Below are 12,179 nucleotides of genomic sequence, written 5' to 3' on the forward strand. Positions count from 1 at the left end.
ACGCTAAATGGAACTGCTTGTAAAAAGCGTGAATGCCGAAACGCTCAAGACCGCAACCCTGGTGGTGCCAGTCAGTGAGGGCCGCAGCCTCGGCGCCATTGCCAGCAAGCTTGACCAGCAAAGCAATGGGGCTATCAGCGCAGTGCTCAAGCACGGCGACCTGGAAGGCAAGGCTGGGCAGACCCTGCTGCTGCATAGCCTTCCGGGCCTGCGCGCCGAGCGCGTATTGCTGCTGGGCGTCGGCAAGGACGCCCTCACCGATCGGCAATGGCGCAAAGCCGTCGGCTCCGCCCTGGGTGTGCTGAAGAACCTTGGTGGCGGCGATGCAGTGCTGGCGCTCGAGGAAGTACAGGTAAGCAACCGCGATACCTATGGCAAGGCTCGCCTGCTGGCCGAGACGGTGCTGGACGCCACCTATCTGTTCGAGCGCTACAAGAGCAAGAAGGCAGACCCGCGTGCGCTGAAGAAGATCACCCTGCTGACCGCCAAGGCCGACACCGCCGAGGTCGAGCGCGCAGTGCAGCACGCCCGCGCGATCGCCCTGGGCATGAGCCTGACCCGCGACCTGGGCAACATGCCGCCGAACGTCTGCCACCCGACCTTCCTCGGAGAGCTGGCCAAGGGCCTGGCCAAGGAACACAAGAACCTCAAAGTCGAGGTTCACGACGAGAAGAAGCTGCAGCAGCTGGGCATGGGCTCGTTCCTTGCCGTGGCCCAGGGCAGCGCCCAACCGCCGCGCCTGATCGTGGCCCAATACCAGGGCGGCAAGAAGACCGACCAGCCCTATGTGCTGGTGGGCAAGGGCATCACCTTCGATACCGGGGGCATCAGCCTCAAGCCCGGCGCCGGTATGGATGAAATGAAGTTCGACATGTGTGGCGCCGCCAGCGTGTTCGGCACCCTGCGCGCTGTGCTGGAACTGCAGCTGCCGATCAACCTGGTATGCCTGATGGCCTGTGCCGAGAACATGCCCAGCGGCACGGCCACTCGCCCCGGCGATATCGTGGAGACCATGAGCGGGCAAACGGTGGAAATCCTCAATACCGATGCCGAAGGCCGCCTGGTGCTGTGCGACACCCTCACCTACGCCGAGCGCTTCAAGCCCAAGGCTGTGGTAGACGTCGCCACCCTTACCGGCGCCTGCGTGGTTGCGCTGGGCGGGCACACGTCTGGCCTGCTCGGCAACAACGATGGCCTGATCCAGGACCTGCTCTCCGCTGGCCGCCGCGCCGACGACCGCGCCTGGCAACTGCCTTTGTTCGACGAGTACCAAGAACAACTGGATAGCCCTTTTGCCGATATCGCCAACATCGGTGGGCCAAAAGCCGGGACCATCACCGCGGCATGCTTCCTTTCGCGCTTCGCCAAGAACTTCGAGTGGGCGCACCTGGACATCGCCGGCACTGCCTGGCTCAGCGGTGGCAAGGACAAAGGCGCTACCGGCCGCCCAGTGCCGTTGCTGACCCAGTACCTGCTCGACCGCGTCGCCGTTTAAGGAGCATGGCCACCAGGCTGGCACCCGCTAGCCCGGTGGCTCGTCGCCATGACTCAAGTCGACTTTTATGTCCTTCCCAGCCCGCTGCCTTCGGCGCGGCTGGATTTCGCCTGCAAGCTCGCCGAAAAAGCCTGGCGCCTAGGCCATCAGGTGCATGTCCATTGCGCCGATGCCGAACAACGCCAGGATCTGGACGCCCGCCTGTGGGCGTTCAAGGGCGAGAGCTTCGTTCCCCATGCCCAGGCCGAGGAACTTGGCCTGGCGCCTGTGACACTCGGGCTGGCCGAGCCCGCGGGGGGTAACGGCGACCTGCTGATCAACCTGACCCTGGCAGTGCCCACCTTCGTCGCCCGGTTTGCCCGCGTGGCGGAAATCGTCATCGCCGACCCACCGGTGCGAAACCAGGCCCGGGAGAATTTCCGCTTCTATCGCGAACAGGGCTATCCTTTGCAGGATCACCGCCTGACGCGTATCTGAGTTGCCTTCATGGATAAACCCACCCCCTTGCCCGACTCCACCCAACTGCTGGACGACCTAGAGTCCATCCGCCGCCTGCTTGGGGATGATTCCCTGGAGCCGCCGGTGCTGACCGAAACGGTCGAAGAGCCCGCGGAGGAGTCGATCCCGCTGTTGTTCGAGGCAGTCGAGGCGCCAACCGCTGCAAGCGCCGAAGTGCCGGCCCTGGTGGAAGTCGCACCACCGGCGGCTGCAAGCCCGGCGCAAAACCGCCAGGACACGCTGCTGCACCTTGACGCCGAACTGCGCGAGGCCGCCCGGCGGATCATGCAGGATGTGATCGACGACTTCGCGCCGCACATCGAGACCGAAATCAAGCGCCGGCTCGAGGCGCGCATGCAGCGTTTGCTGGATAGCCCGCCCGTAGCATAGCCCGCACTGCGCGCCAGGCTCGTCCCGCGCCGGCGCCCGGAGCCTCGGGCGCATGCCGGGCTTGGCTGCATCCGTGGCCTGTGCGGGTTCACAGGCCGGCGCCAGACGACCGGCCCCCTGCTCCTACAACATAAACCTCCTTCCCGTTATACTGTCCGGCTTTCCCGAATACTTGCCTTACAGGGCCCTGCCGCGCATGGACAAGACTTACCAGCCGCACGCCATCGAAACTTCCTGGTATCAGACCTGGGAAGCGCAGAACTACTTCGCGCCCCAGGGCTCTGGCGACCCCTACACCATCATGATCCCGCCGCCGAACGTCACCGGCAGCCTGCACATGGGCCATGGCTTCAACAATGCGATCATGGACGCCCTCATTCGCTTCCGCCGCATGCAGGGCCGCAATACCCTGTGGCAGCCGGGCACCGACCACGCCGGTATCGCCACCCAGATGCTGGTGGAGCGCCAGCTCGAAGCCAAAGGCCAGAGCCGCCATGATCTCGGCCGCGAGGCGTTTCTCGAGAAGGTCTGGGAGTGGAAGAACGAGTCTGGGGGCAACATCAGCCGGCAGATCCGCCGCCTCGGTTCATCCGTGGACTGGTCGCGCGAGCGCTTCACCATGGACGACGGCTTGTCCGAAGCGGTCAAGGAAGCCTTCGTACGGCTGCATGAAGACGGCCTGATCTACCGTGGCAAGCGCCTGGTCAACTGGGACACCAAGCTGCATACGGCGATCTCCGACCTCGAAGTGGAAAACCACGACGAAAAAGGCCACCTGTGGAACCTGCGCTACCCCCTCGCCGACGGTGCCACCACGGCCGAAGGCCACGCCTACCTGGTAGTGGCCACCACTCGCCCGGAAACCATGCTCGGCGACGTCGCCGTGGCGGTGAACCCGAGCGATGAACGCTACCAGGCCCTGGTCGGCAAGTTCGTCGAGCTGCCTTTGGTGGGCCGGCGCATTCCGATCATCGCCGACGATTACTGCGACCCGGCTTTCGGCACCGGCTGCGTGAAAATCACCAGCGCGCACGATTTCAACGACTATGAAGTCGGCAAGCGCCACAACCTGCCGCTGCTCAACATCTTCGACAAGAACGCCCAGGTTCTCCCAGCGCTGCAAGCCTTCAACCTCGATGGCTCGGTGAACGAGCAGATCGCCACCGAGCTGCCAGCCGCCTATGCGGGGCTGGACCGTTTCGAGGCGCGCAAGCGCATCGTTGCCGACTTCGATGCCGCCGGCCTGCTGGTGAGCGTGGACGACCATGCGCTGAAGGTGCCCAAGGGCGACCGCTCCGGCACGGTGATCGAGCCTTGGCTCACCGACCAATGGTACGTTTCCACCAAGCCGCTGGCCGAGCCGGCGATCGCCGCCGTGGAAGATGGGCGCATCCAGTTCGTGCCCAAGCAATACGAGAACATGTACTTCTCGTGGATGCGCGACATCCAGGACTGGTGCATCAGCCGCCAGCTGTGGTGGGGCCACCGCATTCCCGCCTGGTACGACGAAAGCGGCCAGGTGTACGTGGGCCGCAGCGAAGCGGAAGTGCGCGCCAAGCACGGGTTGGGCGCCGAGGTGACGCTGCAACAGGACAACGACGTGCTCGACACCTGGTTCAGCTCTGGGCTGTGGACGTTCTCCACGCTCGGCTGGCCTGAGCAAACGGACTTCCTCAAGACCTTCCACTCCACGGATGTATTGGTCACCGGCTTCGACATCATCTTCTTCTGGGTCGCCCGGATGATCATGCTGACCATGCACCTGGTGAAGAACCCCGACGGCACGGCGCAAGTGCCGTTCAAGACCGTCTACGTCCACGGCCTGGTGCGCGATGGGCAGGGCCAGAAGATGTCCAAGTCCAAGGGCAACGTACTCGACCCGCTGGACATCGTCGACGGCATCACCCTGGACGCCTTGCTGGACAAGCGCACCAGCGGCCTGTTGCAACCCAAGCTCGCGGACAAGATCGCCAAGCAGACCCGTGCCGAGTTCCCTGAGGGGATCGACAGCTACGGCACCGACGCCTTGCGCTTTACCTTCTGCTCGCTGGCGTCCACCGGCCGCGACATCAAGTTCGACATGGGCCGGGTGGAGGGCTACCGCAACTTCTGCAACAAGATCTGGAACGCCGCCCGCTACGTGCTGGACAAGGGCGAGGACTGCGGCCAGAACGGCGAAGCGGTGGAACTGTCGCTGGCCGACCGCTGGATCATCTCGCAACTGCAACGCACCGAAGCCGAAGTGACCCGGCAGCTGGATCAATTCCGCTTCGACCTGGCCGCACAGGCGCTGTATGAGTTCATCTGGAACCAATATTGCGACTGGTACCTGGAGCTGTCCAAGCCCGTGCTGTGGGACGACACCGCTCCGGTAGAACGCCAGCGCGGCACCCGCCGCACGCTGGTGCGGGTACTGGAAGTGGCGCTGCGCCTGGCGCACCCGTTCATGCCGTTCATCACCGAAGAGATCTGGCAACGCCTGGCACCTCTGGCAGGCATTCAGGGCCAAACCATCATGCTGCAGCCCTGGCCGGTCGCCAATGACAGCCGCCTGGACGACGCCGCCGAGCGCGACATCGAATGGGTCAAGGAGCTGATGCTAGGTGTGCGTAACATCCGCGGCGAAATGAACATCGGCCCCGGCAAGCCACTGCACCTGTACCTGAAGAACGCCAACGGCGACGACCGTCGGCGCCTGGAGGAAAACCAGCACCTGTTGCGCAAGCTGGCCAAGATCGAGGCCTTCACCGTGCTCGAGGCCAGCGATGAAGCGCCGTTGAGCGCCACTGCGCTGGTGGGTGAACTGGAAGTGCTGGTGCCCATGGCCGGGCTGATCGACAAGGACGCCGAACTGGCTCGCCTGAACAAGGAAATCCAGCGCCTGCAAGGTGAAGTACAGCGGGTGGGCGGCAAGCTCTCCAATGCGGCCTTCGTCGACAAGGCACCGCCCGCGGTGATCGACAAGGAGCGCGCCAAGCTCGCCGAAGCCGAGCAGGCCCTGGCCAAGCTGGCCGAACAGCACGCCCGTATCGGCGCGCTCTGAAGCACCTGTCGCGGCTGGCTGCCCTCGCTAATCACGGGGCGCCCGCCGCGAACCTTTTTCTAGCGGCCTACGATGAAACCGACCCTCCACCCGCGTAACCGCCATCAAGGCCGCTACGACTTTCCCCGGTTGATCCAGGGCACGCCCGAGCTGGGTGAATACGTCATCCTCAACCCCTACGGCAAGCAAAGCATCGACTTTGCCGACCCCGCCGCGGTCAGGGTATTCAACCGTGCGTTGCTCAAGGCGCTCTACGGGATTGCCTTCTGGGACATTCCACCAGGCTACCTATGCCCGCCTGTGCCGGGGCGAGCGGATTACATCCATGGGGTGGCCGACTTGCTGGCGCAGGACCATGGCGGCGCCCCGCCCACAGGCGCGTCCATTCGCGCGCTGGACATCGGCACCGGCGCCAACTGCATCTACCCCTTGCTGGGGCACCTGGATTACCGCTGGCGCTTCGTAGGCTCGGACATCGACCCCGTGGCCTTGGCTTCGGCGAAGGCCATCGTGCAGGCCAACGGCTTGGCCAAGGCCATCGAGCTGCGGCTGCAAGGCGCTGCCCAACATATCCTGGAGGGGCTGGTGGCGCCGCAGGAACGCTTTGCCGTCACCCTATGCAACCCGCCCTTCCATGCCTCCGCACAGGAGGCGATCGCCGGCAGCCAGCGCAAGTGGCGTGCCTTGGGCAAGGCCGACCCCAGCCGCAAGCTGCCGGTGCTCAACTTCGGCGGGCAGCACAATGAGCTGTGGTGCGAGGGCGGCGAGATCCGCTTCATCACGCGGCTGATCGAGGAAAGCGTGGCGCGCGGCCAGCGCATTGGCTGGTTCACCTGCCTGGTGTCCAAGGCCGGCAACCTGGCGCCGCTCCAGGCCCGTATCGCCCGCGCGGGGGCGCTGGATAGCCAGGTGGTCGCCATGGGCCAGGGACAGAAGCAAAGCCGCTTCCTGGCCTGGACCTTTCAAACTCCCGAACAGCGCCGTAGAGCCTAGCCCGCCAAGTGCCCGTGCAAGCGGGCGAAGCCTGGGCACATCCGCAGGCTTTGCCCTCACCCTAGGATTCACCGAAATCAGCAAACAGCGACGCAAAAAAAACCGCGCCCTGAGGCACGGTTTTTTCGGCAACGCTCAACTTACTTGTTGATAGCGTCGGTCAGTACCTTGGCTGGCACGAACTTTACAACTTTCTTGGCAGCGATTTCGATGGCAGCACCGGTGGACGGGTTACGGCCAGTGCGTGCAGGACGCTCGGTGACTTTCAGCTTGCCAATGCCTGGCAGGGTGATTTCGTTGCCGTTTTCCAGCTGGTCGGCAACGATCTGGCCGAGCTGCTCGAGGGCGTTCTTGGCGGTAGCCTTCGGAGCGTCTACGGCTTCAGCGATGTCAGCGATCAGTTGGTCTTTGGTAAGTGCCATTGTGGTGTTCCTTCCCTTTCAAATTCGTTGGGTTGCCAGAGCAACGTCAGCCGTCGGACCGGCCCCCGCGGGGTCCGGCGTCTGGGTACAGCCACGCCAATCGGCAATGTAGATGCCCAAACCAGTGTTTGGTTCGCGCTGACGGCCACTGATAAGTGGGCTAACGCCGGGGCCATCGGGCGGGCCGTTGGCGCACCAGCGCAAGAGCCGGCAAAGCTAGCACAGAGCCAAACAAATATCCGCCATTTAGGCAGTAAATATTAAGGTTTATTAGAGTTTTGGCTAAAAAATAGGCAAAACCGCCTATGGGCGCGACCGCCTGCCGCAGCCTCGGCTCACCAAGGCAGCAGCGGCCCGTTGGGCGGGCGGCGACGCAGTTCGATCTCGACCAGCCTTTCGTCAACGAAACGAAGGTATTGATAGCCACCGCCATTTGGCCCGTAAACCCAAACGCTGATCCGTGCGGCATTGAGCCTGGGCATGCCGTTGGGCTGCAGGGCCGGCCCCTCGCTGGCAGAGGCAATAGGCGCGCCACACCTGGCGGTGATATCGGCCATCAGGTCACCTTCGGCAACCAGCCCCGTGCCGCAGCGGAGCGTGGCGTGGGCCCCTGAGGCGCCCATAATGAGTGTGAGCGCAAGCCATGCCAGGCCTGGCATCCGCTTTTGATTCGACATCGCTTACCCTTCCTTGAGAATCGCAGCTCAGTGTACCCGCCATGGCCATCGAGTCACCCCTGGCAGTTACGGTACACTTGGCGTTTTTCCGCTATTCCCGAGGCGTCCATGCCGATCCGTCACTGCATCGTTCACCTGATCGACAAAAAGCCCGATGGCACCCCCTCCGTACTGCATGCACGAGACCGCGCGCTGGAGCATTCCCAGGCACTGGACGACATGCTCGCCGACCTCAACGAAAGCTACAACGCCAAGCAAGGCAAGGCATGGGGGCTGTTCCATGGGGAATCCGGCGCCTATCCGTTCAGCGGCTGGCTCAAGGCTTACCTGGACGATGAGCAGGATTTCACGACGTTTAGCCGCCAGGCGCTGGAGCATCTGCAAAAGCTGATGGACGAGTCCAACCTGTCGGTGGGCGGTCACGTGCTGTTCGCCCATTACAACCAAGGCATGACGGATTACCTGGCGATCGCTTTGTTACATCACAGCGAAGGGGTAGCGGTGAACGCCGAGCTGGACGTGACGCCGTCGCGCCACCTGGATTTGGGCCAACTGCACCTGGCGGCGCGGATCAACCTGTCCGAATGGCAGAACAATAAGCAGTCCAAGCAGTACATTTCCTTTATCAAGGGCAAGAACGGCAAGAAGGTGTCGGACTACTTCCGCGACTTCATCGGTTGCCAGGAAGGCGTGGACGGCCCGGGAGAAACCCGAACCCTGCTCAAGGCGTTCAGCGACTACGTTGAAAGCGAAGACCTGCCCGAGGAAGCGGCGCGAGAAAAAACCAAGACACTGGTGGACTACGCTACCGCCCAGACTCGCCTCGGTGAGCCGGTGGCACTCGACGAGCTGTCCGGGTTGATCGACGAAGACCGCCCCCGCGCGTTCTATGAGCACATTCGCAACAAGGACTACGGCCTGTCGCCGGAAATCCCGGCGGATAAACGCACCCTGAACCAGTTCCGCCGCTTCACCGGCCGCGCCGAAGGCTTGTCCATCAGCTTCGAAGCCCACCTGCTGGGTTCGAAGATCGAGTACGACGAAACCGCCGGCACCCTTACCATCAAAGGCCTGCCGACGCAGCTCACCGATCAGCTCAAGCGGCGGTAGCAGGTAGCGCATTCGAAGTAAGCGGTTGGCGATGGCGCAAGCCTGCGAACCCGAGTGGCACGGGATCGCAGGCTCCTGGAGGTTACAGAAACAGCCTTACTGCGCCTTGATCGCGAAGCCAAGCCGAGGGAAATGCACATGCACGGTCCCGGCGAGCTCCTCCTCGCGGCGGACGACGATCTCCTCCTGGTCGCAATACACAAGCTCACCAGCAACAGGATCGACGCCGTAGTCGACGGCACTTACGGTGACCGCATCGCCAGCCTTGAAGCCGCTGGGGTCGACGAAGTCAATCTCGGGCAGGGCAGCCGGCTGCGCCGCCTTGGCAATGGCCAATGCTTCGCTGCCGCTCAGTTCAGTCGGGGTACCGTGGCCGATGGCCAATACCCGTTGCAGCCAGCCCGCAACGCTTGGGTAACTGTCCACCAGGCCGGAGGTCACGGGCGTGGCCTTCAGGAACCACAGGCAATGCGCCAGGGCGAAGTCCGCATAAGTCGCTTCACCGAACAGGAATTCTCCGCCAGCGTGCAGTTGCCGCTCTACCCGACCGATGATCGACGGCCACTGATGGCGAGCAACTTCGATAGGCAGGCGGCTAGCGCTGCCGCCACTGAACAGCCGGGCGCGGTCGGCGAGGAACGCGTCGCGTTGCTCCGGGGTGAAACGAGAGAAGCGCAACGCGGCCGACTCGGGCTGGAATACGAAGCTCACCGCATGCTGGAACACGACAGAATCGACCCACGCCGCAAAGATAGCCACCACGGCCTCCTGGGCTGGCGGCAGCAATGCAGGCTGTGGCTGCACCTTGTCCAGCTGCCGGGCGATCAAAGCGGTGTCGCAGTAAACGTCTGCGCCGATCTGCAGCACGGGGGTTTTCCGGTAGCCGCCGGTCAACGGCATGAGGTCAGGCTTGGGCATCATCGGCGGAATGTTCACCGACTGCCAGGCCAGCCCCTTGAATCCCAGCATCAGGCGGGCCTTCTCAGCGAAAGGAGAGGTCGGATAGTGGTGCAGGATCAGTGCGGTCATTGCAGCATCCCAGGCGGTTGAAGGTCACACAGCTTAGCTGCCCTGGCGCCCTTTAGCCTACCGGCGCGCAACGATTAACGCTTATTCATCCCGGCTATGGCTGCTCTGCCATTCCAAGGCCATGGCTTCTTTCACCCGCTTGGGCAGGCGCTTGATGGCGCGCTCCAGGCGCAGCGCGTCGCCTTTGGCTTCGCACGGCTGGACGTATACCAGCGCTATTGCCGGGCTCGAACGAAAGAACCGTGCGCCCTTGCCGCCCTGGTGCGCGGCGAATCGCCGCTGCGGGTCGTTGCTGATGCCGCAGTAAAGCGACCCATTGGCCGCCCGCACCAGGTACACACACCAAGGTGCACCCACGGCTTCAGCCATCGATGCGCTCACTGCGCACATTGACGTGGCGCGCGCGCCCAGCGCCCATGCCCGCTACCGTCGCGCAGACGCCGATGAGCCCGAACACCCAGCCCATCGCGGACCAACCTCCGCTGAGGTCGTGCACTACCCCCACGGCCAGCGGGCCCATGGACGCCAGGGTGTAACCGAAGCCCTGGGCCATGCTCGACAAGCCGGCGGCCACATGTGCATCGGGCGAGCGCAGGACGATCAGGGTCAAGGCGACCGCGAACACACCACCCTGCCCCAGCCCAAGTACCACGGCCCAGCCCCAGAGGCCGCCCATGGGCGCATACAGGCAACCGAACAGCCCCGTCAGGCTCAGCGCCATCACCACGAGGATAGCCAGCCGTTGATCTCGGCCGCGAGTGGCCAGCCAGGGCGCGCTCAGCGAACTGGCCAACTGCACGATGATCGAGCCCGAGGTCACCAGCCCCGCCTCGGCCGGCGAAAGGCCGCGGTCGATCAGTATCGACGGCAACCAACCGAACACGATATACGCCAGCGACGACTGCAGGCCCATGAACACGGTGACCTGCCAGGCGAGCGGGTCGCGCAGCAACCCCTCCACCCGCCAAGCGGCGCCCCCCGCATGGTGGCTGCTCCGCGCTTGCGGCCACCAGGCCAACGCGGCAATGACTGCCGGCACCAACCAGAAGCCCAGGCCAAGCCGCCAGCTGTCGCCGAACGCTTGGCTCAAGGGCACGCTGGAACCGGCCGCGACCGCCGCACCCAGGCAAAGCGCCATGGTATACACGCCGGTCATGGTCCCAGCGTGGGCAGGAAAGTCGCGTTTCACGATGCCTGGCAGCAGTACCCCGATAATGCCGATGCTGGCGCCGGCGACCACACTGCCTGCAAACAAGCCGGCCACACCGAATTCAGTGCGTAGAAAAACCCCCGCCGCCAGCAGCAAGAGAATGCCGCCGATGGTTCGCTCGGCGCCAAAACGGCGCGCGAGCATCGGAGCCAACGGCGCGAACACCCCAAGGCAGAACACTGGCAAGGTGGTCAAAAGGCCAGCCGCGGCGGCGCTCAGGCCCAGGTCCTTGGACACCTGATGCAACAGCGGGGACAGGCTCGACAACGCCGGCCGCAGGTTGAGCGCTACCAGGATCAAGGCGCCGATCAAAAGCGCCGGTTGCCAGGCGGAACGGGCATGGGCATGGGAGGCAGGGGAATCGGCAGGCATAGAAAGGGCTCGGCGGCAATGTTCAGTCAGCCGGGCACTTTACTACATGGAACGCCGGAGGAGTTCGCGGGCGTCGCCCGCTCCAACATGGGTGGGAGTGGGCGAGAGCCCGCGAACCGCATGCCCCCGGTGTACAACGGTAAAACTGCGGGGGCGGGTACGCGCTTAGTGCAGGATCTGGCTCAGGAACAGGCGGGTACGGTCGCTTTGTGGGCGATCGAAGAAGTCGTCAGGCGCGGCCTGCTCGACGATCTCGCCTTTGTCCATGAAGATCACCCGGTTAGCCACGGTGCGCGCAAAGCCCATCTCGTGGGTCACGCACAGCATGGTCATGCCGTCTTCGGCCAGGCCGATCATGGTGTCCAGTACTTCCTTAACCATTTCCGGGTCAAGCGCGGAAGTAGGTTCGTCGAACAGCATGATCTTGGGCTTCATGCACAGGGCCCGGGCGATAGCTACCCGTTGCTGCTGGCCGCCAGACAGTTGCCCCGGGAACTTGTGCGCCTGCTCTGGGATGCGCACCCGCTCCAGATAATGCATGGCGATTTCCTCGGCCTGGCGCTTGGGCATCTTGCGTACCCACATAGGCGCCAGCGTGCAGTTCTGCAGGATGGTCAGGTGCGGGAACAGGTTGAAGTGCTGGAACACCATGCCCACCTCGCGGCGGATCGCTTCGATCTGCTTGAGGTCGTTGGTCAGCTCCACGCCGTCGACAATGATGCTCCCCTGTTGATGCTCTTCCAGGCGATTGATGCAGCGAATGGTGGTGGACTTGCCGGAGCCCGACGGCCCGCACAACACGATGCGCTCGCCCTGGCGAACATTGAGGTTGATGTCCTTGAGCACGTGGAACTGGCCGTACCACTTGTTCACACCGGTCATGCGAATGATGCCTTCAGCGCCGGCGGCTTGTTTGATGGGGTCGTTCATATTCTCTCCT

At 63.8% G+C, this 12,179-nt stretch carries 12 protein-coding genes; 6 read left to right on the forward strand and 6 right to left on the reverse strand.

Features of this window, described 5'->3' with window-relative positions:
• Window positions 1–7: 7 nt before the first annotated feature.
• The 5 genes from OGL93_RS10720 to rlmF all read left to right on the forward strand — a co-directional run bounded on the left by OGL93_RS10720 (window position 8) and on the right by rlmF (window position 6,419).
• On the forward strand, window positions 8–1,495 hold the full coding sequence (locus OGL93_RS10720; RefSeq protein WP_263262619.1) for a leucyl aminopeptidase: 1,488 nt from the start codon (window positions 8–10) through the stop codon (window positions 1,493–1,495).
• Window positions 1,496–1,543: 48 nt separating this feature from the next.
• Window positions 1,544–1,972: a DNA polymerase III subunit chi gene (locus OGL93_RS10725; RefSeq protein WP_263262620.1), complete on the forward strand. Its 429-nt coding sequence runs from the start codon at window positions 1,544–1,546 to the stop codon at window positions 1,970–1,972.
• A gap of 9 nt (window positions 1,973–1,981) precedes the next feature.
• The gene (locus tag OGL93_RS10730) at window positions 1,982–2,383 is read left to right on the forward strand and encodes a DNA polymerase III subunit chi (RefSeq protein WP_263262621.1); all 402 of its coding nucleotides are present in this window, start codon (window positions 1,982–1,984) and stop codon (window positions 2,381–2,383) included.
• A 196-nt stretch (window positions 2,384–2,579) separates the two neighbouring features.
• Complete coding sequence (locus OGL93_RS10735; protein WP_263262622.1) at window positions 2,580–5,426, forward strand: valine--tRNA ligase; 2,847 nt, start codon at window positions 2,580–2,582, stop codon at window positions 5,424–5,426.
• 72 nt (window positions 5,427–5,498) lie between these two features.
• Window positions 5,499–6,419, forward strand: a complete 921-nt coding sequence (gene rlmF, locus OGL93_RS10740) for a 23S rRNA (adenine(1618)-N(6))-methyltransferase RlmF (protein WP_263262623.1) — start codon at window positions 5,499–5,501, stop codon at window positions 6,417–6,419.
• A gap of 140 nt (window positions 6,420–6,559) precedes the next feature.
• Here the strand turns inward: rlmF and OGL93_RS10745 are convergent, their stop codons facing one another.
• On the reverse strand, window positions 6,560–6,841 hold the full coding sequence (locus OGL93_RS10745; protein WP_263262624.1) for an HU family DNA-binding protein: 282 nt from the start codon (window positions 6,839–6,841) through the stop codon (window positions 6,560–6,562).
• A 335-nt stretch (window positions 6,842–7,176) separates the two neighbouring features.
• Window positions 7,177–7,518, reverse strand: coding sequence for a DUF2845 domain-containing protein (locus OGL93_RS10750; protein ID WP_263262625.1), 342 nt, complete (start codon window positions 7,516–7,518; stop codon window positions 7,177–7,179).
• Window positions 7,519–7,626: 108 nt separating this feature from the next.
• On the opposite strand from OGL93_RS10750, the gene yejK reads away from it, so the two are divergent.
• Entirely contained in the window at window positions 7,627–8,628 is a 1,002-nt protein-coding gene (yejK, locus tag OGL93_RS10755) for a nucleoid-associated protein YejK (RefSeq protein WP_263262626.1), read from the forward strand.
• Window positions 8,629–8,724: 96 nt separating this feature from the next.
• Here the strand turns inward: yejK and OGL93_RS10760 are convergent, their stop codons facing one another.
• The 4 genes from OGL93_RS10760 to OGL93_RS10775 all read right to left on the reverse strand — a co-directional run bounded on the left by OGL93_RS10760 (window position 8,725) and on the right by OGL93_RS10775 (window position 12,169).
• Window positions 8,725–9,657 carry a glutathione S-transferase family protein gene (locus OGL93_RS10760; protein WP_263262627.1) on the reverse strand — a complete coding sequence of 311 codons (933 nt, stop codon included), beginning with the start codon at window positions 9,655–9,657 and terminating at the stop codon, window positions 8,725–8,727.
• An 81-nt stretch (window positions 9,658–9,738) separates the two neighbouring features.
• Window positions 9,739–10,026: a GIY-YIG nuclease family protein gene (locus OGL93_RS10765; protein ID WP_263262628.1), complete on the reverse strand. Its 288-nt coding sequence runs from the start codon at window positions 10,024–10,026 to the stop codon at window positions 9,739–9,741.
• Complete coding sequence (locus tag OGL93_RS10770; RefSeq protein ID WP_263262629.1) at window positions 10,019–11,239, reverse strand: CynX/NimT family MFS transporter; 1,221 nt, start codon at window positions 11,237–11,239, stop codon at window positions 10,019–10,021. The genes OGL93_RS10765 and OGL93_RS10770 overlap by 8 nt, the downstream gene beginning before the upstream one ends.
• Before the next feature lie 165 nt (window positions 11,240–11,404).
• Window positions 11,405–12,169: an amino acid ABC transporter ATP-binding protein gene (locus OGL93_RS10775; RefSeq protein ID WP_263262630.1), complete on the reverse strand. Its 765-nt coding sequence runs from the start codon at window positions 12,167–12,169 to the stop codon at window positions 11,405–11,407.
• Window positions 12,170–12,179 lie beyond the last annotated feature (10 nt).

Origin of the sequence: Pseudomonas sp. RIT-PI-S (assembly GCF_025642975.1) — a bacterium.
GTDB lineage: Bacteria > Pseudomonadota > Gammaproteobacteria > Pseudomonadales > Pseudomonadaceae > Aquipseudomonas.